Here is a 24,806-nt window from a genome sequence, read left to right as displayed (position 1 = left end):
AAAATATAAACTTAATTTTTTAAAATCAGAAAATAGCACTTATTTCTGTTATTTTTAAAAAAATCCCGATCTTTCTCACATTAATCTGATTTAAGAACAAAGCATGTTAGAACTTGCAGGAATAATTATATTAGGAATTTTGGCCCAATGGGTAGCATGGAAATTTAAGATACCAGCAATTTTACCATTAATTCTTATAGGACTTTTGGTTGGTCCTTTTGCTACTTTATTTACTAGCGATGGCACTAAATTGATACAACCCATCTGGAACGGGACAGAAGGTCTTTTTCCTGGGGAGAGTTTATTTTATTTTGTTTCTTTAGCGATAAGTATTATTCTTTTTGAAGGTGGCCTTACCCTAAGAAGAAGTGAAATTCTTAATGTTGGTCCAGTAATTATAAAATTAATTACGATTGCTGTTATTGTTACTTTTTTTGGTGCAGGATTAGCAGCACACTATATTTTTGATCTAAGTTGGCCCATCTCTTTCTTATTTTCTTCATTGATTATTGTAACTGGCCCTACAGTAATAACCCCGATTTTAAGAAATATTCCTCTTAAAAAAGACGTATCTGCTGTACTAAAATGGGAAGGTATTTTGATTGACCCTATCGGTGCTTTGGTAGCCGTTTTGGTATTCGAATTTATTAGAGTAGGCGGTGGCGAAGAATTTACACTAACCGCTTTGATCGAATTTGGTAAAATCGTACTTGTAGGCTTTACATTTGGCTTTACGTTTGCACATGCTTTGGCATTTTCTCTAAAGAAAAAAATTATCCCTCATTATCTGCTTAATGTAGTAACTCTTGCATTGGTATTAGGGGTTTTTGTGTTATCTGATGCTTTTGCACACGAATCTGGATTACTTTCTGTAGTAGTTATGGGTATGGTATTAGGAAATATAAACCTCCCTCACATTGATGAAATTCTATATTTTAAAGAATCCCTAAGTGTACTTTTGATCTCGATATTATTTATTCTTCTGGCGGCAAATATCAACATCGAGGATTTACAGCTAATCTATAATTGGCAAGCTGTTTTACTTTTTATTATTGTTGTTTTTATAGTAAGGCCGGTAGGGGTGTTTTTAAGTTCTCTTAACTCTGGACTTAAAACCAACGAAAAATTATTTATTAGCTGGGTAGGACCAAGAGGGATTGTAGCAGCAGGTATTGCATCATTATTTGGATTAAAGCTATATAAAGAAGGAGTTCCGGGAGCAGAGTATATTACACCTCTTGTGTTTATGATTGTACTGGGCACCGTTTTACTTAACGCTACAACAGCACGTCTTTTTGCAAAATTAGTAGGTGTATTTCTCAAAAAATCTGAAGGAATCTTGATTATCGGTGCTTCCAAAATTTCGAGATTGATAGCGGTATATATCAAAAACAATAATCGTCATGTCGTTTTGGTAGATAGTAATAGAGATAATATAAATAAAGCCAAAGATCTTGGATTAGAAGCGATCGAAGGAAATATTTATGGTGATCAACTCAAAGATAATATCGAATTAAATGATATAGGGTATCTAATGGCACTTACCGGTAACAGTGATATAAATAAATACGTAATTGATAAGTTTAAAGATCAATTTGGAGAGCATGGAGCTTTTAGACTAATTACTTCTGAAGAAATGTTGGACCCCCAAAAAAACCCTCATGAAGGATTATTTTCTCATACCGATGATTACTACAAACTTATTGAACTTGCTGAAAAATATCCAGGAATCCAGGAAATAAAAATCCAGGATAAAAAACAGTACAGAACACTGATTGAGCTAACCAAAGAGGATAAAGATATTATTCCACTGTTTATAAAGGACACTACTAAAAATATCAGAATCATATCCTCCTTTAGTGAAGAAATAGAACAAGTAGAAGAAGGTAGTTTTCTTGCTTATATTGGCAAACCTATTGATATCGAAGAGATAAAATAATTACTTACTACTGCATATTTTTAAGGTAATAACACGACTTGATTATAAGGAGATATTGCCGAGTCCAGTTTAATTTTCTTATTTTTGAACTCACTTAACCTAAAAATCAAGAATCAAAATGAAAAAACTTGTGTATGTCGTTGCCTATATCCTTGCCCTGGGATTTGCAGCATGTGGAAGCGATGATGATGTAGATTGTGTTAAAGCTAATGTCGATCTATCAGAAGCTGCAGTAGTATATAGTCAAAACATTGGTTCTACAGAAGCTTGTACTGCATATAAAACAGCAATAGAAATAGTTTTAAATAACGGTTGTGCTGCCGATGATGAAACCATTAAAGTTTATGAAGAGCAATTAAAAATATTAGGAGATTGTAAGTTTGGAGGACAAACTTGCCTGAACTGTACTAATAATGATATTACGCTGCGAGTATGTAGGGGAGAGAACGGAAATGCATTTATACAAGAATTTCGTCAAGGAGTATTAACTCCTAGAGATACCGGTGTTCCTTTTGACAAATATGTAGAACTTTCAGATTGTAAATAATTTGATAGCATCTTTATAAAAGAACAGATAAAAGGTGATCATTTTTGATCACCTTTTTTGTTTAATAAGATATATGTATACCGGAAAATGATCACTATACCCTCCTGTATACGCATTATTAGCGTAACTGCGAAAAGGGTATCCTTTATACTTACCTGTTGGTGTAATCAAATATTCTGGATTAAATACTCCTGCTTTATAATACCGATAAGAAGAATAATCGGTATCTAAAAAACTTTTAGAAATAATAATTTGATCAAACAGACTCCATTGATCTCTCCATGCAAGAGATCCCAACCCTTTTTTTACCAATTTTGACATAGGATTGTAAAGCCCTTTTATTTCAATATTTTTTCTATGTTGTTTTGCTTTCAGTATTTTTTTTACACTCAAGTCATTAGGGTTATCATTAAGATCACCCATTGTGATAATTTTTGCATACGGATCTGTAGCGAATATAGAATCCATTATCTTTTTATTTAGTGCTGCTGCTTTTTCTCTTTTATAACTACTTCTGGCTTCTCCTCCTCTTCTTGATGGCCAGTGATTTACAATAATATGAATTAGATCTCCATCCAGATAACCACTCACCAACAACTGATCTCTTGTAAACACTCGTTTATCAGTATTTTTGTCGTAAATTATTAATTCATGCTTATTGTAGTTTTTCACTTTAAACAATGTGTTTTGATAGAGTAAAGCCACATCTATACCTCTTCTATCCGGTGAGTCAAAATGTACAATACCATAATCTTTAGATCTAAGATTGGGATCATTAACAAGATCTTCGAGCACTTTTCTGTTTTCTATTTCTGCAACACCTAAAAGAGCAGGAGAGTTGATAGCTAATCCTTTGCCTATTTCAGAGATTGTTCTGGCCATATTTTTCACCTTATGTATATACAGTTTATAGGTCCAATGATCTTTTCCTTTAGGAGTTCTGTCATCATCAAAAGTTATAGGGTCATCTTCGGGATCAAAGAGATTTTCGAGATTATAAAACGCTATAGTATGGATCATATACTCCTTTTTTTCTTGTGCAAAAAGAAATGAGGTGAATAATAAAATGAAAACGAGTGTTACGCAAATATCTTTTGAAAACATAAGATTGCTTTTTATGAGACTTCACGGGTTTGTGTTGAACTTAATGCAGCATCCCTGTAAGGTCTAGAGTTAATACCCCAGGCATATCTCAAGATTATCCTGGAGCGAATATTATTTATAAATCAATTACAAATATTGGTTTTTCCAGTTTCGAAAAATGAAACTGGGATATTTTATACTTGCTCTTTACTAATATGAAACTCAGTATCATTTTGAGTTATTCAACTCCATATATCACATACTATGAACTATACTCTTTTCAATTCAAAATATAATATATTACTACTGTTCTTTTGCAGTGTTTTAGGCGTACATGCCCAACAAACTGGGCTAAAAGGAAAAATTATTGATGCCATTTCTGGTATAAATCTTGAAAAAGTTACAGTATCGATTAAAAAAACAAAAGTTAGTGTGCTTACTACTACTTTTGGTGAATTTGATTTTAGAGATACCGAACTTCCTTTGGGGGAGCAAGTACTTATTCTATCGAAACAAGGATATATAACCAAACGTTTTCCTATTATAATTAGCGAAGGAAATGTTCTGGATCTTAAAAAAATAGACTTACAATTTGATTTTAATACAGAACAACGACAAATAGGTACGATTAGCCTTTCGGATCATGAATTGGATGAAGATAATGATATATCTTTTAGTGTTTCGGGATTACTTCAATCTACCCGAGATGTATTTCTTACTGCTGCAGCATTTGATTTTAGCTCAACTTTTTTTCGTCCCAGAGGTTTAGGAAATGAGAACGGAAAAATCCTGATCAATGGGATTGAAATGAACAAATTTTTTAATGGAAGACCGCAATGGAGCAATTGGGGAGGATTAAATGATGTACAACGTAATCAGGAATTTTCACTAGGGATTTCAGAGAATGACTATACATTTGGAGGTCTTTTAGGAACTTCTAACATCATTATGAGAGCTTCTAAGTACCGCAAAGGAGGCAAAATATCTTATGCTTTTTCTAACCGTAGTTACCAGGGAAGAGTAATAGGAACGTATAATTCTGGAGTTACCACAAAAGGATGGGCCTTCTCTGTGTCTTTATCCAGAAGATACGGAAAAGAAGGTTTTGTAGAAGGGACCTTATACGACTCAAATTCATTTTTTGTTTCAATTGAAAAAAAATTAGGGAAGAAACACAGCTTAAATCTAACCAGTTTTTATACTCCAAATCGTAGAGGAAGATCCACAGCAATTACCAATGAAGTATTTAATCTTAAAGGAAATAAATACAACCCTAACTGGGGGTACCTAAACGGAGAAATAAGGAACTCTAAAGAACGGAAAATAGAAGAACCAGTCTTTATGTTAAACCATTATTGGAGCATATCAACACACACACATTTACAAACTAATATCGCTTTTCAAACTGGTAAAATTGCTAATAGTAGAATAGATAATGGAGGAAGTGATTTAATAATTGGTCCAAATGGGCAACAAACTTATATTGGAGGAGGAGGAAGTGCAAATACCAATCCTGTGCATCCGGATAATATGCCAAGTTCTTTTTTAGAAGACTCTAATCCGACTCCTCTGGATTATCAAAATGCCTTTTTGGCACAACAAAACCTCATCAATAATGGGCAATTAGACTGGAGTGATATATTACAAACCAATCAACAAAATGCGCAAAAAGGTAATAACTCAACATATATCTTATATGAGGATAGAACAGATGATGCCTTGTTGAGTGGTAATATGATACTAAATAGTCAATTCAATACATACATTACATTAAATGCAGCGATTGGGTACAAGAATTTAAAGAGTCAAAATTTTGCCGAGGTAACAGATCTTTTGGGTGGTACTGGTTTTCTGGATGTTGATGTATTTGCATTATCTTCAACAGGATTAACTTCTTCAGAATTAACCAATAGAGCGCAGAGTGATTTACGCAACCCGAACCGTATTGTGGGAGTAGGAGGTCGTTATGATTATAATTATGAGATTGAGGCCTCTGCGATTAATGGATTTCTTCAGGGACAATTTAAGTTGAAAAGAGTTAATTTCTTTTTAGGTGGAACAATTTCGCAAACATCATATCAAAGAAATGGTTTGTTTGAAAATGGATATTTTCCTGGAAAGGATTCCTTTGGAAAAAGTGAAACTTTAAATTTCATGAATTATGGAGTAAAAGGAGGAGTTACTATTGCGATCAATGGACATCATTTTATTAAACTACAAAGTGTCTATTTCAATAAACCACCTACAATTCGTAACGCTTTTGCAAATGCAAGATATAATAATAGTACCATAGCAAAATTAATAGGAGAAGATCAGGAAAGTGAAAAAATCCAATCTGTAGATGGTAGTTATATATTTCGTTCTCCCAAGATCAAAGCCAGATTAACAGGATATTATTCTAAGATTTTGGATGCTACGAATATTTCTTTCTTTTTTACCGAAGCTATTTCAGGATCAGATGTGGGGTTTGTTCAGGAAATACTTACCGACATAGATAAACGGTATATCGGAGGAGAATTTGGGATTGAATACCAGATCACCCCTACTATTAAAATTAAAGGAGCAGCGGCAGTTGGTAGTTTTGTATTTGATAATGATCCAGACTTAATCTTAACCAGTACTAGTGAAGCATTTTCAGATATTGAAGGGATACAAAGTTTCGGAAAATCAGCATTAAAAGGATATCATATTGCAGGAGGGCCTCAACGGGCAGGACAATTAGGTTTTGAGTATCGTGACCCAGATTTTTGGTGGTTTGGGGCTACCACCAATTATTTTTCTAATGCTTATATCAACATAAGCCCTTTTGCAAGAACCGCGAATTTTTATCAAGATACAGATGGGCTACCTTTTAATGATTATGATGAGGATGTTGCAAAACAACTTTTACAACAAGAGCAGTTTAAAGACTACTTTCTTGTAAATGCTATTGGTGGTAAATCCTGGAGAATCAAGAAATACTACATTGGTTTTTTTGCTTCTATAAATAATATTCTTGATCAAGAATATAAAACAGGAGGATTTGAACAAGCCAGAAATGCAAATTACCGATTGGCTTTAGAAGAATCACAACGTGATACTCCTGTTTATGGGTCAAAGTACTTTTATGGGTATGGCACTTCCTATTACCTTAATGTATATATAAGATTTTAGTACTAGACCTCACAGGTCTCCAAGACCTGTGTGGTATATAAGTTTTATGATAAAAACAATAAACACAACACAAAATGAACACAAAGAATTTTTTTTGGATTTTAATTGTATCATGTACAATTATGGGGTGCTCACCAGAAGATGAATTTAAAATATCTCCGGTTACCATAGACGAACCCCAAATTGAAGGTACACTAATTACAATTGATGCAATACTCGGTATTCTGGGACAGAAACTTGTAGAAGATGGAGAAAATGCTAAAGTAGTTTTTGAAGATACTAACAATTTTATCCAGGGTTACGTAGTATCCAGTGATAAAGCCAGTAATTTTTTTAAAGAGTTGGTGCTTCAGGATAAATATACTAATCCTTCTGCAGGTATTAGGGTATTAATAGATGATAATCCATTATTTACTACCTATGAATTTGGACGTAAAATATATATCAAACTAGATGGTTTGTCTCTTGGGATAGAAAATGGGGTTCCAACTCTTGGAATTTCAGAAGGAAATACTATCGGTGCAATTCCCTCTTTTTTTATAGAAGAAGTTGTGATAAGATCCTCAGAAACGGCTGCCATAACTCCGCTAGAAATCACAATTGAAGATTTTACTGATAAATTAGTAAACGTATACATCAAAGTAAACCATATTCAGTTTACTAAAAATCTCGTTTTAGAAGATAACACTTTTACTTTTGCGGCAGAAAATCATGACAAGTTTGATGGAGAACGTATTGTAGAGAGTTGTACAACAGGAAGAAATACAATACTAAGCACGAGTACTTTCTCAGACTTTAAGGGGCTTAAACTACCAAATCAACAAGGAAGTTTTGAAGGAATATTAACTAAAAACTTTTTAGGAAACACATATAACTTAGTGCTTAACGATCCACTAGGGTTAGTATTTGAGAATGAAACGAGATGCGATCCTATAGTTTTAGAATGCCCGGCAATTTCTGAAGGAACTATAGTAGTATTCGAAGAAGATTTTAGCGATCTCAAAATTGGTGATCTAGAAGATTCTGGATGGATTAATAGTAATATCACAGGAGGGAAATTAAAGTATAAGATAGATAATTTTGGCGAAAATCAATATGCACAAATAACAGGATATAGATCAAAAGAAAGCCTATATAAAGTATGGTTTATTACTCCGGATATTGATATAAGTACCTCAATAGATGAGGCTTTACATTTTGATTTGCAAGCAGGGTATGATAACGGAAATATCCTTGAGGTTTTTGCGACCAATAATTTTACTGGTGACCCTACAACGACATCCTGGATAAAGCTTGATGCTATAATTCCGAGAGGGCCATTAAATGCTTTTGGCAATGCTACACCAGCAGGACCTATTGGGTTATCTTGTTTGGAGGGTACCATTCGTATAGGTTTTCGATATATTGGTGGTGATCCCAGAGCTACTACACGCTACCATATTGATAATATAAAAATTATTGGAAAATAAGATGTAATCAGACCTCACAGGTCTCTAAGACCTGTGAGGTCTAAATAAAAGAATAGAAAAATGAAATACGAACCATTAGTATCTGATACTTATTTTCATATATACAATAGAGGAAACAATAAAGAAGATATTTTTAAAGAAGAGCACAACTATACGTACTTTTTGAGCCTTCTTGAGAAGTATTGTAATGATATTTGCGAAGTTTATGCATATTGCTTACTGAAGAATCATTTTCATTTAGTAATTAAGACAAATACAGATGTTGAAGGAAAGCTGATTTCACAGAAATTTTCGAATATGTTTAATACCTATGCTAAAGCGATCAACAAAGCTTATGGCAGAAGTGGGAGTTTGTTTAAAGATAGATTTTCAAGAAAGAAAATAGATAATGAAGTGTATTTGAAACAACTTATCATCTATGTACATTTAAATCCAGAACACCACAGGATGGTTTCAGATTTTAGAGAATATCCATTCTCTTCATATCAAAGTTTTTTGTCTTCTAAACATTCCAGATTCAGTAGAGAATTTATACTCTCTTTATTTGGAGGCATATCTAATTTTGAGTATGCACACTTAAATGGAAAAGTAAAAATTAAAGAAAGTTATACTTTAGAATAGGTTAATAGGTTAAAAATATAGCTATACAGACCTCACAGGTCTCTAAGACCTGTGAGGTCTAATTAAAAACAAACAAAAGCACCCTTCTTTTATGTTATAACCGGTTGAATTGTATTCAAGTACCCTATTATTTTTTTTCATATTCTTTTGTCGTTGGCTTTTAGGGAAGCGTTGTAATTTGCATGAAAAAATCAAAAACAATGGCTAATATAGAAATCCGTCATTTAAAACTTATAGATACTGTTGCAGAGGTAGGAACCTTAAAAAATGCAGCAGAAAAACTTTTTCTTACACAATCGGCATTAAGTCATCAACTTAAAGAATTAGAATCCCGTCTAGGCACCCAGATATTTTATAGAGTTAATAATCAATTGGTGTTTACTACGTCTGGTAAAGAGTTACGAGATGCCAGTAAAGAAATACTAGAACGCTTGAAACTGGCAGAAAATAATATTCAGGAAATAAATCAAGATCACATGAAGAATTATATTCATGGATATTCTCAAGAGGAAACAACTCGATTAAATGACCAGGCTAATTCTATTGCAGAGCTTTTGCACTGGGACTCAAAATGGAAAAAAGGCTCTCTAATTCTTGAGGCGGGTTGTGGTGTTGGGGCACAAACCAAAATTATTGCAAAAAACAACTTAGATTCGACTTTTGTTTCTGTAGACCTGTCTACTGCCTCATTAGAAAAAGCAGAGGCATCAATCAAAGAGCACGACATCAAGAATGTAGAATTTAAGGTTGCCGATTTGTTACACTTACCTTTTAAAGATGATCATTTTGATCACATTTTTGTTTGCTTTGTTTTAGAACATATCCCTCATCCAAAAGAAGCTATGCAAGAACTAAAGAGAGTTCTTAAACCCGGGGGAACACTTATGATAATTGAAGGAGACCATGGTTCTACATATTTTTACCCAGATAGTCTATCTGCGCAAAAACTGGTTCAGGCGCAAGTAACTTTACAACAACAAAAAGGAGGGAATGCTAATATTGGCAGAGCGCTATACCCATTGTTACTTGATTCGGGATTTAAGAATATCACTATTTCTCCCAGGCAGGTATATGTTGATGATTCGAAACCCGAATTATTAGATGGGTTTATTAAAAATACGTTTACTGCTATGGTCAAAGGGGTTACAGAAGAAGCACTAGCAAAGAAAATTATTAGCAAAGAAGAAATAAACAGAGGTATTAACGATTTGTATAAGACTGCCGAAGGAGGAGGCACATTTTGTTATACTTTTTTTAAAGGAATAGCGATTAAAGATTAATGAATTAAGTTATCCAGCGTATCATATATTCGGATAGAATTAACAGTAAAGCTATAATCTTGGTGCTTGTTAGGAGTTGAATTTAAAATCCTTTATGAATGGGTTTGTTTATATGTTTTACCTCGGCTCTTGTACACTGGATTATAGCTTGTTGTTTGATTTTGAGCACCTTTGTTAGTGTAAAGGCTATGTAACTACTAGTAAAATTAGGGCATACCAGAATTATAAAACAATTACTCTGTTACAACGTTTTATAGACAGTACAAACTAAAAATGTTGTATTATGAAAACTTTAAAAAAGTGTTTATTAGTAGTAGTATTAGTATTTGCAGTATTGGCCTGTGGTGAAAAGAAAAAAGAGGCTGAAGCTACAGAGAAATCAAAAAAGACTGCAGTAGTCGCTAAAAAGAGTCAAAAAAAGATAGTTACTAAAACATTATCTAAAAAAGAGCAGCGAAAATTAAGAAGAGAACAACGAAAACGAGAACGCCAAGCAAGAAGAAAAAAGCGTGAACTCAAGAAGAACAAAAAGTAAATAGTAAAAAAGGCTGAATTATTAAATTCAGCCTTTTTTTATACATCAAAACTATTTTCAGTATAATATATTTAATGCCAGAATATCGGTAGCTGTTAGTTCACCATCTGTAGTAGTACTAAAACAGGCTAACATAATAGAATCTGTATAAGGAGACCAAGGAGTTCCCGGTATCCAAATAGGTGAGGGCCCGGCAGGCACAGGACCAGTATACCCACAACTCTGAAGGTTATACCAATCTTGATGAGCTAGCCCTATGGCATGTCCTATCTCATGAGTGATTACATGCTCTACTACATTAGTACTAAAACTATTTGTACCGGCATTAATTTGGATATACTTACCCGGTCTACCTGCTGCATTAGGAATTGAAGCTGCACCACCACCACCTGGTTGGTTATTATTATAAACTACCATATCTGCTGGTCCAAAATCAGTACCAAAGGTTAGTCTAAATCGTAGTGAATTACCTAAGCTATTATAGTTATTTACGGCCCATCGCAAACCTGTTTGCATTTTACTGGTTAGAGCATACCCCGAACCCGTATATCCAAGGATATCAATAACCCTATAAGGTGGTGATACTATGTGTGGAAACCGGAATTGCTTTTGGTTAGTTGTTTTAGGTTTTAATTTGTTATAGTTCTTTAAATCAAATACAGGGATTAAAATATCTCCTGAAACCAAATACTTTTTTTTGGTTCCGTCTAAGGTGGTAATATCTTTAAGAACAACATTATCTGTGTTTATAAACATGGCAGATAACTTATCAAGTTGTGCTTTTGTAGGCTTCAAAGTTATATGTTCGGGTATTTCATTAGTAACCTCATCTTTATCGCAAGACCAAAAAAATCCAGCAATAATAATGCAAAATACTAATAGTTTAAACTTTTCCATTTTGTTTTAGTTTTAAGAATATTTAAGTTGTTTAATTTTTCGAAATTTCTGAATGGTAATCTCTGTTATGATAAATCTCCAGAGTTTTGCTCTGGAGATTTATTGTTATCTCTCAAAAGGATATCATTAGTATAGTATATTTAATGCTGTTTTATCTGTAGGAGTTAATTCTCCATCTTCTCCAGCACCAAAACACGCCAACATGATAGAATCTGCATTGGGAGACCAAGGAGTTCCCGGTATCCAAATAGCAGTAGACTCGGCAGGTAGAGTGCCAGTATATCCGCAACTTTGACGGTTATACCAGTCTTGATGTCTGAATCCAATGCAGTGCCCAATCTCATGACCGATTACATGTTCATTTACATTAGTACTATATGTATCTGTTCCTGCTCTGATTCTAACCCATTTGTATGGTTTGCCTGCGGGAGTAGGAAAACCTGCTATTCCACCTGCAGCTCCTGCGATTTTATAAACTACAATATCTGCAGCCGCAACATTAGTACCATAACTAAGTGTAAAATTAAGGGTATTGGGTAACACATTATAATTGAAAACCGCCCACGATAAAGCCGTTTTCATCTTAGGAGTTAATGCAAAACCGCCCCCTGTATACCCAAGAATCTTAATATTTCTATTGGGTGGAGATACTAGGTTGGGTGTTCGGTATTGTTTACTATCATCATCACGAGACTCTAGTTCCGGATATTTGTTTAAATCTGCTACTGGAACTGTAATATCTCCTGAAACTAAGTGTTTGGCAGAAGAACCGTCTAAAAAGGTAAAATCTTCAATTGTAACATTATCAGTATTCACCCCCATATTATGCAATTTCTCGAGTTGTGCTTTTGTGGGCTCTATTTTTACCTGTTCTAGTGCTTCATTTGTAACTTCATCTTTTTGGCAAGACGAAATAAATCCAGCAATAATAGCGCAAAGCGCTAATAATTTCCATTTTTTCATTTTGATTTAGTTTTAAGATTATTAAATAAGTTAGTTTTTGAAGCCTACAAGGATTCATGAGATCATTCTTTTAGAAACAGTTACTTTCGGCGCCAGATATATTTTTGTTTCTTACCTATTGGATGGTTTTGTCCTAATGATACTATAATCATTGTGGGATTCTAACCATTAGAGTGGAGTAGTATCAAATGAAGAAATATTTAATCTCTATTGATTTTAATTTTAAAAGTATTCAAATCTATCTATCTATAAAAATAGAATAATAACATTCTTAATTGTTTAAAAATATAATTAACTGATTGTTAGGTAATTAAAATTATTATTCAGGAAAATCACTATATAAAAATGGGTTAATTAACTGTATAGAGACTAGTCATAAACTCTGGATAAAAACAGGTATTTGGATGTTTTTTTTGATGAGAACCCGTAATGTTATGTTGTTGAAAAACAATGTGTTATGTGTATTTTTTTTAAAAACCTCCTTTTAATTAGATTATTTTCTTTACATTTAGATAAAATTGCCTCATAATCAAGATTTTACAGAATTTTGTTATGAGGCTTTTATAGTAGAAAACTACTTGATACTACTCCGCAACAATATCTGGTGAGCACCTCTCATGATCAGATGTTTTAGTATTTGAATATCTCATATTATACCTCGTTAAACCCTGATTAGATTTTTGGTATCTCTTCTGGGTTATTAAACTTTTCATTAATACTATCTAAAACAAAACTAAAATGGAATCTTCACAAAAAACACTAGAACAGATCCAAAAAGAATTGCAAGATGCAGTACAAAAAGGAGTTGTAGTAGAAACTCATTTCTGGGTTACTTTTCAGAAATCAGAAGACTTGCTTATTCAATTAATGAATGCCGAAACACCGCCTCCACCGCTACCTCCTGGTACCGATGAGAGTATTGAATTTGGATGGGTCCTGTATTACCTAAACAACAAAGCACCTTCTTGGTTAAAGCCTATTTTGAAATTTTTAAAAATGCCTGCTTCAAAAATCACAACTAAAGAATGGGATCATTGGTGGACAATTTGGGAAGGCGAAGGCAAATTAACAGGCGATGGTTCTCTGGTCTCTACAGCCAAGTATGCCGAATTGGATATGGGTGACCCAAAAGGAACAGGGTGGCCATTGGCAATACTCAATTTTTTATACTATCGATTTTTCCCTAAAAAAATACATCCATTTGTTCATAATGATCCTCCAACTACAATTAAAATAACCCCTTCTTCTCAACCGTCATTAAAAATTGCATTATTTGGAGATTGGGGGACAGGAAAATACAAGGATGGAAATTTACCAGATAGCCCATCGCAAATGGTGATGCAACAAATTGCGAAACAGACCCCGGATATTATGATTCACCTGGGAGATGTATATTATGCAGGTCTTGAATCTGAAGAACAAAATAATTTATTAAACTGTTGGAAACCTGCTCCTCTTGGCAACTTTACTCTTAATTCTAATCACGAAATGTATGATGGTGCAAATGGTTTATATAAAACAGCACTTGCATCTTCAGTTTTTGAGAAGCAAAAAGGAGGAACCTATTTTTCTATTACCTATGGGGATTGGGTAATTCTGGGTCTGGACTCTGCCTATAATGCAACTGATATGTATATGGATGGAGTAATCAATGATGTATACCAATCAGGACCAGAAGGATTTATAGCTACACAGTCTAAGGGTAAGAAAACAATATTGCTTACTCACCATAACCCAATGGATGTGCAAGGAAAGTATACAAATTCGCTATGGAATGATGTTGTTAAAGATTCTCTTATGGGAAGACATCCCGAAGTGTGGTATTGGGGTCATATTCACAATGGAGTCGTTTATAACAATACTGCTGCAAGTCACTCTACTTTAGCTAGGTGCCTGGGACATTCTGGTATTCCATTTGGTAATGCAGAATGGTTAGAGGGTAACAATAATGGGAATTTTGGTACCATTGATCATTATGCTCATACTCCATTAGAAAACCCTTCTCCCAATAACAAATTAAGAGTTAAAAATGGATTTGCTATTTTAGAGATTAAAGACGGAAAATTAACAGAAACCTGGTATGATCAAGACGGAACTCTTTCGTGGACATCAAAGGCTCCAGAATTATCATATTAGACAATATAAATTATTATAAAAGATAAGTTTTGACCCTTATATAAATGAAAAACCCTGCGAAGTCATCTTCGCAGGGTTAATATTTTGTTTTTGACAATTATTTCTTAATTATCTTTTGGGTTATATTAAGTTTTCCATTTGTACTAGAAGCATGTACTACATAAAATCCTTTTGTATAACGATTCATATCGATTGATAATTTAGATTGTCCGACATTAAGTTGTATCGTTTGAGTATATACCGTTTTACCTGTTACATCGGTAATTGTGATATCTACATCTCCTTCAACCAGAGTTTTAAAATCTATAGATAACTGATTTTTAAATGGGTTTGGAGAAACAAAAATACTTGTTTCTTCTAACCCGAAATCTTTGGTGAGTAACTCACTTTCTAGAGCAGTGGGGTTTTCTGCATAGACCATGGTATTTTTTGTAGCGATACGCTCACCATTCTCAAGACATACAATAGCATCTAGATCATAGCCATCTGCAAACCAAGGAAAATTAGCTTTATCACTTGTATCCACAACCTTGATATATTTTGCAGAACGTAAATTACCTGTTGCAAGATCAAATTCTCCATCCTGGCAAGTTGTTCCTAAAGAAACAAACTCAATACCATCTTGTGAAGCAAATACTTCTGCCGATTCTGGATAGTAATTACAAGGGATATTATCAAAGAACCCTGTAGATTCGAATACTGCGAATTCATTGGTACCCGCATTATCAAAAATTTCGTTGTTTAGTTCTATGGTGATTGATCCACCAAAACCTAAACTCACAAAATTAAAATACCTTTTTTCTCTGGGAGTTCCTAGGGCACGCTTAGTCTTGCTTCTAAGTCGGGATATTCTTCCACCATCTTTTCTCTTGCCTTGATTAAAGGCTACTACAGATGCACCCGAACAATCATTGTTCACAAATTCTGGTTCTAGCAAGAATCGCGCAGAAACAGGCAAGTGATCTGATGTAGTGAATGCATAATCATTATCATATACGTCGTAATGAACAGTTACAGAATTCTCGATATAGGCCTCATTAAGTTCATTGGTTACCATAATATGATCAATCATATTTTCTCTAAAAACGAATGATCGCAATCCTGCTTCGCTCAATGCAGAAGATACAATCGTGTAATTAGTAGTGTCATCTACATATTCTTGAAAACTAGAAATGGTTGATGGGATGTCTGCTACGGTTTCATCTACATCGTCATTATAATCTCCCAAAAGAATAACCTTGTTGTTTGCAAAATTAGCATCTAGCGAATCTTTTAATACTTCTACATCATATTTACGCATATCATATCGATTTTGAGGACCATTGCTACTATTTGCTCTGGCATGTAATGCGATCAAATCAATACGTTCTGTAACTCCATTAATAGTTACATTTGCGGTCATTAAAAAAGGCAATCTTCCACTAGCGTAGAAACGATCTGTTTCGCTAGGATAATCTACAAGCGCAGATGCATCACCACCGTTGTATAGTGGATGAATAGATGTAAACATTGCTCTTGTTTCGACCACAGAAACGGTTTCAGTATTATAAATAAATCCTACTTTTTGTGATACTCCTCCAGAACCAGGGCGAGAAACAGCATCAGATAAAATATACTCATAACCTGGTAACAGGTTTACTAATTCTTCAAACAATACATCATCGGCAATTTCTTCTACGGCATATACATCTGCTTTTAGCTTTTTAAGTACTGTAGCGGTACTATCTCTTTGAATTTCATCAGACATAGGGTTTTGACCTACAGGTGAGTTGTTTTCATCACCAAACCATTCGATATTCCAGGTTACTACATCAAAAGTATCTTCTTTAGGAAAGCCTACTGTGTCTCCTGGAGGAATAAATTCTACCGCACAAGGAATATCTGAAGATTTTCTTGGCAGTAACTGGAAGAATTCTCTAAAACGACCTATCACACCTGTGATTTCTGTGCAAGTAACAGGTTGTGCCTTACCTACTATAGAAGCTACGTCGTTATCAACACGTAGTTCTCCATTTCCACTAGCATCGGTAAGAGTGAAGTTAGAGTTACCGAATAAAAGATCTCCCGGATTAGGGAATGTAGTATTAAGTACTCGAACCAATTCTCCTGGATGATCTGCAAGTTCTGCAAGTGTAATGTCTAGTGGTGTGATTGGGTTTTGAGGAAGACCATTATTTACTACATCTGTTACAGAACTAATCTGAATCTGATCATTAAAAGCAGCCCTGATCCCTGTTATGGTAATAGAATCCCCAACTTTTAAAGTAGCATTAGCTTGTACCTGGTCATCAAAAACAGCGATACCACCAGTGGTATCTTGTATAAATGCAGGACCATTAAAACTATCGGTAACGGTTAATACTCCGGCAATAGTAACTGGTGTACCCTCGGCAGTAGCTCTAGCTTCTGCAATGCTTATTGGGTCACCAGGAATTACTATTACACCATCGTTATCTGCGCCTGGTGTTGGAGCTTTGGCTACATATGAAGTAGTATTTCGAGCCCCTCCTTGTCCATTAGGACTTCGTTGTAAGGATTCTCCATCTTTGTTTCCGTTTGAGTTTTCGTTTACCTGTGGCTGATCTGTATTTAGAAGTACCAATAATTCTACATCATCCGCATCATCGGTATCATATACAATAGCATCAATAATGTTTTCGGTAGTAACCACTGTTCCATTAGGGAAACTTGTCGCATCACCAAAGTATAAGACTACAGCATCAGCACCATTCTGGAATGTATTTCCGGGAACAACAAGGCCTACATTAGTAACATCTGCATTACCAATAACAAAATATCCTTCTGCATTGGTAGTAAAACCATCTAAATCAATGGCATTATAACTGGTGTTATTACTTCCGTTATAATTTACCAATACGTAACCGTTAAGTGAGGTATTTCCGGCTCCACCATCATAGAGTTCAACAAATTCTAAAGCATCAGAACCTTGAGTATCTGCATCCAACTCGTTGATAATAAGGTTAACTATTTCTGTTGCATTTGTATTTGCACTTCCTGGTGTAGGAATTGCCTGTGTATATGTTGAGGTATTTCTTAATCCTCCAGATCCATTAGGAAAACGTTGTAAGGAATGGAAGTTCTTATCATTTTTCTCGTCTTCATTTATTTGTGACTCACCACTATTTAATAACACCAATAGTTCTGCATCATCACTATCATTGGTATCGTATACAATTGCATCTACCAGATTTTCTGTTGTAACAGCACTTCCGTTAGGAAAATTAGAGGCTGCAGTTTTATAAAGTGCTACGGCATCGGCTCCATTTTGTAACCCATTACCAGGAAATGTAATCCCAACATTAGCAACATCTGCATTACCGATAACAAAATATCCATTAGTATTTGTGGTAGAACCTGTTAAATCATAGGCAGCATAACTCTGATTATTAGATCCGTTAAAGAATACTAATGTGTATCCATCCAGAGATGTGTTTCCGGCTCCACCATCAAACAGCTCTACAAATTCTAAAACATCAGATCCATCGGTATCTGCATCAATTTCATTAATTACTATTACCGCTGTTGGATTAGTATCATCGATAACTACATTTTCTCTATTAGGCGTATTAACAGCTTCTCCTGGTTCTGCTATAACTGTAGGAAAACTTGGCAATCCACTTCCATCAAAATCATTCCTTTTCCAATCGGTGACAGTATCGGTATCTTGACCATTCGGAAATCTTGATGCTCCTCCTACAGTAAATGAGCTTCCATCAAAAGATTGTAGTAAGGTAACATTAGCATAATTAAGATCAGATGCACCACCATCATTAACTCCAACATCATCAATACGTTCTTCCCAGGGAGTGATATCAAAAACACCATCGTCATCGGTATCAAGATCTTGCCCTAAGCTACCCGTAAAATTCTTTACCAAGAGGAGAGTGACTGTACCGTTTTCGTATACATTACTACCAAAAGCAGTAGTAAAATACCCATTAACATCTGTAGAACCTAATTGTATTACTTCGTCAACAACTCCAGATGCATTACTATCTCCTTCAATTTCTAGCAACCAATATTCGCTTAAGTCTGTTTCTATACCAGCTAATATTTCTACAAATTCATCTGTATCTGATCCGGTATGATTACATACAAACTCATTAATCATGGGTATGATAACTGGTGTTCCCAAAACCTGATTAATATTTACGGCACCATATGAGTTGGTTGTAGATATTTCCCATGTAAATTCTGTTGCCGATGTTCCTGTTCCTGATAACTGTAAAGAAGCTCCAACGGGAGTACTACTAGATTCTGACACACCGATATCGGTACTTGTTAATCCAGATGCAGGACCATTTGTTGCTGTAATAACGCCTTCATAGCTTAAAAACTGTACAACTGCATTGTTGTTATCAATTAATGCGATCCCGTCGGGAGCACCATTTTGTAATCCATTGGTAGGAAGAATTTCTATTATCGTTCCGAAACCATTTTGTTGATCGGGAATCACTCCCGAAATAGAAATTGTATTATAAACGGTACTATTTGAACCGTTATACAAAACAATACTCCAACCAGAAAGATCTGTTCCTGCTGTTCCAGCAATTTCAACAGCTTCTTCTACATCTGTACTTGCATTGTCATAATGTATTTCATTAATAAATACGGATTGAGTAAACCCATTCTGAGTCCCTAAAAGGCAGGAAAAGGCGAATGGAATTAAGAGTAATTTTAATTTCATGACTATTAGTTTATTTGTGTGATTTTTTGCGTAATGCAAGTTAGGGGATTAGAATGATTATTGTTGGGCAGAGATGTTAAAAAAAGTTTAAGAAAAACAAGTTTTTTTCTCTAATTATATACTAATCAATGAGTTGTTTAAGAGGACTATAGTTTTCTTAATTATAGAGTATCACTTAGGTTTCATGATTTTGACATAAATGAGTAGGTAAAGATTACAAACTATCAATTGAAATTTATTTTTGATCAATTCAAAATTACGGACCATCAACTACGGTTCATAAAACAAGGTACTTGAGTTTACATTTGCTGCATAATAGATAAATATTTTATAACTAAACTTTTAAAAGCAAAATGAAAACAGTACTAAAATTTAAAAAATACATGTTTGTAGCAGTGTGTATTTTGATGACCGCTTCTTGCGAAAAATCTACAGTAGATAACGAGGTCGTAAATGCTAATGAGAAAGAAGGTTTTATGAGTACGACAGGGAACAGTAATGTTATTATAATAGATGATCAATCAGAAGCAATACAACCAATAATTCATATGAAGTTTGGAGCTGATGTGAGTAAAGATGAAGCTTCTATCAAATTTGATGAAGCTATTGCAAAATATCATAGTAAAAATAATAGCAAAAACGGGAGATCTTTTTCAGGTAAGATTACAAAATGGTATTACAAAGTGACTACTATAACAGGTACATATGAAGATTCTGGCTCTAATCATTGTGGTACTGATGGATCCGTAAGGCTTGATGTTAGTTTTCTAACTGATTTAGGAATAATAACTAAACATAATATTGTATTAGACAACCCAGGAAATGATAGAGAACAAGGTTCTTGGGATGTCTATTATCTAGAATTAGATTTACCCAATCCTGTAACTATTGATTGGATAGAGATTAATGCAGCTTTAATTAGATTAAAAGGAACAGATGGTTGGTTCTTAAAAGAGATTGCTATAGCTTCTACTTCGAGCGAGGATTATACAGGTTTGAGTTCACAGCCTAAATTATGGTTAGACAGTAGTGCGAATAATCTTTGGGATAGTTTCGATACTAATGGTCATGAAACTACAAACAAATCAGGGAGATATGATTTTTAATTAATCTATAGAATTTCTCGACAATTCTGCTCTGTTACGTTTTTTTTATAATCCTAACTAAAAGAAAACTCAAGATGAGTGGAGGAATAAAAAAAAGTTAAGAAATACAAGTGTTTATGTGTATAAACATATAAGACATCTGGATAGGTATCTATCCAGATGTTCTTATAAAATAGGCGTAGAAGTTTCAATGTAAGTACTCTGTTTAATTATGTACTAAGATTGTTTTCCATTTTTTGCTGTAGTGTACATTTGTATTTTTATTATACATCTGAAATCCAATTCTCCAGAAGACAGTGTTATTATTTCCATATTTTGGAAATTTGGCCGTTACTGTACTAGGTTGGTTGCTGTACGTTTTTTTATGCACCCAAGCACCTCCCGACCATACTTGAAAACGCACTTTGAATCGTCTTAAACCACTCGGAACAGCATTTTGTTCTGCCTGAGTTAAAACATAACTATACGTCTCATTTTCATAGGTATTAATATTTGTATCTCCATAAATTCCAGGAAGCAATCCAGGAAGTATTATTCCTTTAGCATCTTGATTCTCTACAATTTCGACTTCGCTTTTTTCTAATACCAATGTTTCATCAGTTTCAGAAAGATCAGATTTACTGCAGGAAAACATTAGAAGTCCTGCACATAAAAAAATTAGATTTTTAAAATTTTGTGTTTTCATATTTAAAATTATTGGTTTATTTGGCGAATATAGACAGAGGTTAAAACAGAAAAGTCCGAATAGTTTGAATTTCAAACTATTCGGACTTTTTTTAGGTCTTTTACCTGTTTTATTAGGGTTAAAAGACTATTAAGAAGGTAAATAATACCTTCTATATATTGTGTCTTAACCGTATATAGACAGGAAAATGATCACTGTATCCTCCTTTATATTTTCCTCCTGCATAAGTCCTAAAAGGAGTACCCTTGTAGCGACCTTTGTAGATTTTTAGGAAGTCATCATCAAAGATGGCAGCATTAGAAAAACTATGCTTTCCTTTTTCATATTGATGAAAGTTATGACTAAAGATTATTTGGTCAAACAGATTCCACTGGCTTCTGTAGTTGGTACTACCTCTGTATCGGGTAAGGAGGCGTTCCATTGGATTAAAAAGATCTTGCTGCACCAAATTTTTAATACTCTCGCTAAAAGGGTCATCATTAAAATCCCCCATAATGATAATTTTTGCATTAGGATTTTGATGAGTAATCTGGTTGATGATTTCACGGTTTTTTTCTGCAGCAACAATACGTTTATAAGCAGTACCTTCTGCACCATCTCTTCTCGACGGCCAATGGTTTATTAAGATATGCACTTCTTCTTGATTTAAAGCACCGGTTACCCATAAAATATCGCGAGTATAATCTCGTTCTCCCTTTTCATTATTTACCAAAACAGTAATAGTTTTAGAATTTTTTACTTCAAAATATTGTTTTTGATATAGTAATCCTACATCAATACCTCGTTCATCCGGAGAATCATAATGCACAAGACCATACTCTTTTTGTTTTAAATGTTTAGAGTTAATAAGGTCTTTGAGAACTGTTTTATTTTCGACTTCTGCGACACCAACCAAAACAGGAGCCTTTCTTGTTTTTGAAAATCCAATATTCGAAATGGCAGTACCAAGTTTGAATATTTTTTTTTCATATCGTTTTCGATTCCATTTTTTTTCAGAATCAGGTAAGAAATCATTGTCTAAGGTTTTTGGATCATCTTTGGTGTCGAATAAATTCTCTAGGTTATAAAATGCTATGGTAAAGTGATTTGTGTTTTTTTTGCTGAAATAAAATTTATTGGCCATCGCATTTAATTTTATAAGAAACCAACTATAATGTTGGTTCCCGAGTACATAAATGTTGTACTTTTGTACATTTGTTTAAAAGCACAATATAATAAATTAAGACATAGAAGATTAGGTAGCTAATGTTAGAAAGAGAAAAAATAGCATACGAGAAAACGGTTTTGATAGGAATCATAACCAAGAACCAGGATGAAGAGAAGCTTGAAGAGTTTTTGGATGAATTAGAATTTCTTACGTATACAGCTGGAGGTGAGGTGGTAAAACGATTTACCCAAAAGATGGATATGCCTAATTCTAAAACGTTTATAGGATCGGGAAAAATGGAGGACGTACGAATTTATGTAGAACAACATGATATAGGTACTGTCATTTTTGATGATGAATTATCACCAGGGCAACTACGTAATATAGAGCGTATTCTGAAGGCTAAAATTATAGATCGAACTAATTTGATCCTTGATATTTTTGCCCAACGCGCGCAAACCAGCTATGCCCGTACTCAAGTAGAATTAGCACAGTATCAATATTTATTACCTAGATTAACAGGGTTGTGGACTCACTTAGAAAGACAACGTGGGGGTATCGGGATGAGAGGTCCGGGAGAAACAGAAATAGAAACTGACCGCCGTATTGTACGAGATCGCATATCATTATTAAAAAAGAAACTGCTTACCATTGATAAGCAAATGGCAACGCAACGAGGTAATCGTGGAAAACTGGTTAGAGTGGCTTTAGTAGGGTATACCAATGTTGGTAAATCTACATTGATGAATGTTATTGCCAAAAGTGAGGTTTTTGCAGAAAACAAACTTTTTGCTACTCTGGACACTACAGTAAGAAAAGTAGTTATTGGTAACCTTCCATTTTTACTTAGTGACACAGTAGGTTTTATTAGAAAACTACCTACTCAACTTGTAGAGAGCTTTAAAAGCACATTAGACGAAGTAAGAGAAGCCGATTTATTATTACATGTCGTAGATATTTCTCATCCACAATTTGAAGATCATATCGAATCGGTGAATAAAATTCTTGACGAAATTGATTGTAGAGACAAACCTACTATGATGGTTTTTAATAAAATTGATGCTTATCAACATGAGACAATAGATAGTGATGATTTAACTACAGAAAGAACCAAAGCTCATTATACTCTAGAAGAATGGAAACAAACCTGGATGAGTAAAATAGGAGACAATGCTTTATTTATTTCTGCTATCAAGAAAGAGAATATTGATGATTTTAGAAAACGAGTATATAAAGAAACACGAAATATACATGTAACTCGTTTCCCTTATAATAACTTTTTATATCCTGAGATTATCGAAGAATAAGCTTAAAACTTATACTTGAGCCCTAATCCAATTACCTCACGTATCTGAAATCCACTGGTAGCATTGTCATCATAAATTGCTTGAAATACAAAGCTGCCTGTAATATATTTGTTTACGAGTAAGCTAATATTTAATGTATAATCAATATCTACATTGGCTGGATCTTCAATATAGTTAGAGTACAGGTTTAAGAGTTGCTCTAGAGTTACATTTTTTACCAAAGTGTATTTAGAATAAGCCGCAAGAGACCCACCAAACTCAAATCGAGAGCTTTCACCAGCATCTACTCCAAAATAATCACCATCTACATAATCTACAACATTGGTAAATTCTTTATCTACAAATATCATACGAGATGTGACTGGAGCTATATTTACGTGCAGATTATCACTTTTTTTCCATAACAATCCTGGTCCGATCTGTATAAAAGCCGGAGAAAAGAAATGAGTTTCTTCTGTACGAATGGTCTCTTCTGTATCAGGATCTTTGGTAAACCTATATCCTTTATCAAATTGAGATCTAAAATTGATAAACAAAGAATAATTCCAGAAACCTTGACCAATTTTTTGCCCTAATCGAGTGTTAAATTCAATTCTGTCATTGGTTTTACGAGGAAAATCTTCTCCTCTTAAAAAAGTAAGTCCGTAATCTGCAATAATTTTATTATCCCAGGTTAGACTATTCTTTTTGTAGTTAAATTCATAGTTTAACGTAACATTTCCTGCAATATTAGATGTTCCTCCGCCTTGCCAGTCGTAGTTAAATGCAGATTGATTAAAAAGCAAGGTAAAGTTTGCCTTATCTTTCCACCCGATATGTTCTTCTTTTAGTTTTTTGGGAGTAATTTCTTTTAGCTTCTGTTTTAAAACTATGATATTTAGGTCATTTGTAGTGTTTTTTAAAATACTATCAAGAGAACGTTTTAAATTAACTTGAATTGAATCCAGGTATTTTGTTTTTTCTTTTTCCTGACCTGAAATTTTTGTTACTAACAAAAGCAGAAAAATAGCTAAAAAAAATCTACTCATTTGATCTTTTGTTGCAAGGGTAGGATACAAAGATACGGTATGCTTTTAGTTTTTTCAAACCTATGATATTTCTATCAAAAATAACTTGTAGAAGATACTTCCTCATTAGTTTTATACCGGTTTTATTTGCATTTACTGATCTATTAACATAGACAAGTCAAGCCCTTATTATTTGATAATTACATACTATATTAACGTTAAC

17 protein-coding genes are annotated in these 24,806 nt (G+C 34.0%); 10 read left to right on the top strand and 7 right to left on the bottom strand.

What is annotated here, in order from left to right; genetic code table 11:
• Positions 1-103 precede the first annotated feature (103 nt).
• Together NNH57_RS16910 and NNH57_RS16905 are read left to right on the top strand one after the other, a co-directional pair.
• Positions 104-1,939 carry a cation:proton antiporter gene (locus tag NNH57_RS16910; RefSeq protein WP_074409856.1) on the top strand — a complete coding sequence of 612 codons (1,836 nt, stop codon included), beginning with the start codon at positions 104-106 and terminating at the stop codon, positions 1,937-1,939.
• A gap of 118 nt (positions 1,940-2,057) precedes the next feature.
• A complete protein-coding gene (locus tag NNH57_RS16905) occupies positions 2,058-2,486 on the top strand; it encodes a hypothetical protein (protein ID WP_108808248.1) in 429 nt (142 codons plus the stop codon).
• Positions 2,487-2,534: 48 nt separating this feature from the next.
• Here NNH57_RS16905 and NNH57_RS16900 read toward each other — a convergent pair whose 3' ends face one another.
• Positions 2,535-3,590 (bottom strand): endonuclease/exonuclease/phosphatase family protein, encoded by a 1,056-nt coding sequence (locus tag NNH57_RS16900; RefSeq protein WP_074409854.1) that lies wholly within the window; start codon positions 3,588-3,590, stop codon positions 2,535-2,537.
• Positions 3,591-3,833: 243 nt separating this feature from the next.
• Between NNH57_RS16900 and NNH57_RS16895 the strand changes: the two genes are divergently transcribed.
• The 5 genes from NNH57_RS16895 (at position 3,834) to NNH57_RS16875 (ending at position 10,627) form a co-directional block, all read left to right on the top strand.
• Positions 3,834-6,722 carry a TonB-dependent receptor gene (locus NNH57_RS16895; RefSeq protein WP_234423389.1) on the top strand — a complete coding sequence of 963 codons (2,889 nt, stop codon included), beginning with the start codon at positions 3,834-3,836 and terminating at the stop codon, positions 6,720-6,722.
• A 74-nt stretch (positions 6,723-6,796) separates the two neighbouring features.
• A complete protein-coding gene (locus NNH57_RS16890; protein ID WP_132065788.1) occupies positions 6,797-8,191 on the top strand; it encodes a DUF5689 domain-containing protein in 1,395 nt (464 codons plus the stop codon).
• A gap of 60 nt (positions 8,192-8,251) precedes the next feature.
• Complete coding sequence (locus tag NNH57_RS16885; protein ID WP_074409851.1) at positions 8,252-8,812, top strand: transposase; 561 nt, start codon at positions 8,252-8,254, stop codon at positions 8,810-8,812.
• 200 nt (positions 8,813-9,012) lie between these two features.
• Positions 9,013-10,092 carry a methyltransferase domain-containing protein gene (locus tag NNH57_RS16880; protein ID WP_074409886.1) on the top strand — a complete coding sequence of 360 codons (1,080 nt, stop codon included), beginning with the start codon at positions 9,013-9,015 and terminating at the stop codon, positions 10,090-10,092.
• A gap of 283 nt (positions 10,093-10,375) precedes the next feature.
• Complete coding sequence (locus tag NNH57_RS16875; RefSeq protein WP_074409850.1) at positions 10,376-10,627, top strand: hypothetical protein; 252 nt, start codon at positions 10,376-10,378, stop codon at positions 10,625-10,627.
• A 57-nt stretch (positions 10,628-10,684) separates the two neighbouring features.
• Here the strand turns inward: NNH57_RS16875 and NNH57_RS16870 are convergent, their stop codons facing one another.
• Together NNH57_RS16870 and NNH57_RS16865 are read right to left on the bottom strand one after the other, a co-directional pair.
• A complete protein-coding gene (locus tag NNH57_RS16870) occupies positions 10,685-11,524 on the bottom strand; it encodes a M57 family metalloprotease (protein WP_074409849.1) in 840 nt (279 codons plus the stop codon).
• A gap of 126 nt (positions 11,525-11,650) precedes the next feature.
• Positions 11,651-12,487 (bottom strand): M57 family metalloprotease, encoded by an 837-nt coding sequence (locus NNH57_RS16865; protein WP_108808250.1) that lies wholly within the window; start codon positions 12,485-12,487, stop codon positions 11,651-11,653.
• A 738-nt stretch (positions 12,488-13,225) separates the two neighbouring features.
• On the opposite strand from NNH57_RS16865, the gene NNH57_RS16860 reads away from it, so the two are divergent.
• Positions 13,226-14,623 carry a metallophosphoesterase family protein gene (locus tag NNH57_RS16860; RefSeq protein WP_108808251.1) on the top strand — a complete coding sequence of 466 codons (1,398 nt, stop codon included), beginning with the start codon at positions 13,226-13,228 and terminating at the stop codon, positions 14,621-14,623.
• A 97-nt stretch (positions 14,624-14,720) separates the two neighbouring features.
• Here NNH57_RS16860 and NNH57_RS16855 read toward each other — a convergent pair whose 3' ends face one another.
• Positions 14,721-19,331, bottom strand: a complete 4,611-nt coding sequence (locus NNH57_RS16855) for a DUF5689 domain-containing protein (protein ID WP_108808252.1) — start codon at positions 19,329-19,331, stop codon at positions 14,721-14,723.
• Positions 19,332-19,684: 353 nt separating this feature from the next.
• On the opposite strand from NNH57_RS16855, the gene NNH57_RS16850 reads away from it, so the two are divergent.
• The gene (locus tag NNH57_RS16850; protein WP_074409846.1) at positions 19,685-20,437 is read left to right on the top strand and encodes a hypothetical protein; all 753 of its coding nucleotides are present in this window, start codon (positions 19,685-19,687) and stop codon (positions 20,435-20,437) included.
• A gap of 205 nt (positions 20,438-20,642) precedes the next feature.
• Here NNH57_RS16850 and NNH57_RS16845 read toward each other — a convergent pair whose 3' ends face one another.
• Positions 20,643-21,122, bottom strand: coding sequence for a hypothetical protein (locus NNH57_RS16845; RefSeq protein WP_074409845.1), 480 nt, complete (start codon positions 21,120-21,122; stop codon positions 20,643-20,645).
• A 151-nt stretch (positions 21,123-21,273) separates the two neighbouring features.
• The gene (locus NNH57_RS16840; protein WP_074409844.1) at positions 21,274-22,245 is read right to left on the bottom strand and encodes an endonuclease/exonuclease/phosphatase family protein; all 972 of its coding nucleotides are present in this window, start codon (positions 22,243-22,245) and stop codon (positions 21,274-21,276) included.
• 122 nt (positions 22,246-22,367) lie between these two features.
• On the opposite strand from NNH57_RS16840, the gene hflX reads away from it, so the two are divergent.
• Positions 22,368-23,576: a GTPase HflX gene (hflX, locus tag NNH57_RS16835; protein ID WP_074409843.1), complete on the top strand. Its 1,209-nt coding sequence runs from the start codon at positions 22,368-22,370 to the stop codon at positions 23,574-23,576.
• Between the two features lie 2 nt (positions 23,577-23,578).
• Here the strand turns inward: hflX and NNH57_RS16830 are convergent, their stop codons facing one another.
• Positions 23,579-24,604: a DUF3078 domain-containing protein gene (locus NNH57_RS16830; protein WP_082995010.1), complete on the bottom strand. Its 1,026-nt coding sequence runs from the start codon at positions 24,602-24,604 to the stop codon at positions 23,579-23,581.
• Between the last annotated feature and the right edge of the window lie 202 nt (positions 24,605-24,806).

Source organism: Aquimarina spinulae (genome assembly GCF_943373825.1).
In the GTDB taxonomy this organism is placed as follows: domain Bacteria; phylum Bacteroidota; class Bacteroidia; order Flavobacteriales; family Flavobacteriaceae; genus Aquimarina; species Aquimarina spinulae.
The sequence above is the reverse complement of the archived record's forward strand: the minus strand, read 5'-3'. Positions and strand labels throughout refer to the sequence as shown.

Bases quoted from the DNA above. Each gene is read 5' to 3' on its own strand.
- NNH57_RS16895 (WP_234423389.1), top strand. From the start codon at position 3,834: ATGAACTATACTCTTTTCAATTCAAAATATAATATATTACTACTGTTC.
- NNH57_RS16910 (WP_074409856.1), top strand. From the start codon at position 104: ATGTTAGAACTTGCAGGAATAATTATATTAGGAATTTTGGCCCAATGG.
- NNH57_RS16905 (WP_108808248.1), top strand. From the start codon at position 2,058: ATGAAAAAACTTGTGTATGTCGTTGCCTATATCCTTGCCCTGGGATTT.
- NNH57_RS16880 (WP_074409886.1), top strand. From the start codon at position 9,013: ATGGCTAATATAGAAATCCGTCATTTAAAACTTATAGATACTGTTGCA.
- NNH57_RS16890 (WP_132065788.1), top strand. From the start codon at position 6,797: ATGAACACAAAGAATTTTTTTTGGATTTTAATTGTATCATGTACAATT.
- NNH57_RS16855 (WP_108808252.1), bottom strand. From the start codon at position 19,331: ATGAAATTAAAATTACTCTTAATTCCATTCGCCTTTTCCTGCCTTTTA.
- NNH57_RS16830 (WP_082995010.1), bottom strand. From the start codon at position 24,604: ATGAGTAGATTTTTTTTAGCTATTTTTCTGCTTTTGTTAGTAACAAAA.
- NNH57_RS16885 (WP_074409851.1), top strand. From the start codon at position 8,252: ATGAAATACGAACCATTAGTATCTGATACTTATTTTCATATATACAAT.
- NNH57_RS16900 (WP_074409854.1), bottom strand. From the start codon at position 3,590: ATGTTTTCAAAAGATATTTGCGTAACACTCGTTTTCATTTTATTATTC.
- hflX (WP_074409843.1), top strand. From the start codon at position 22,368: ATGTTAGAAAGAGAAAAAATAGCATACGAGAAAACGGTTTTGATAGGA.
- NNH57_RS16870 (WP_074409849.1), bottom strand. From the start codon at position 11,524: ATGGAAAAGTTTAAACTATTAGTATTTTGCATTATTATTGCTGGATTT.
- NNH57_RS16865 (WP_108808250.1), bottom strand. From the start codon at position 12,487: ATGAAAAAATGGAAATTATTAGCGCTTTGCGCTATTATTGCTGGATTT.
- NNH57_RS16845 (WP_074409845.1), bottom strand. From the start codon at position 21,122: ATGAAAACACAAAATTTTAAAAATCTAATTTTTTTATGTGCAGGACTT.
- NNH57_RS16875 (WP_074409850.1), top strand. From the start codon at position 10,376: ATGAAAACTTTAAAAAAGTGTTTATTAGTAGTAGTATTAGTATTTGCA.
- NNH57_RS16850 (WP_074409846.1), top strand. From the start codon at position 19,685: ATGAAAACAGTACTAAAATTTAAAAAATACATGTTTGTAGCAGTGTGT.
- NNH57_RS16840 (WP_074409844.1), bottom strand. From the start codon at position 22,245: ATGGCCAATAAATTTTATTTCAGCAAAAAAAACACAAATCACTTTACC.
- NNH57_RS16860 (WP_108808251.1), top strand. From the start codon at position 13,226: ATGGAATCTTCACAAAAAACACTAGAACAGATCCAAAAAGAATTGCAA.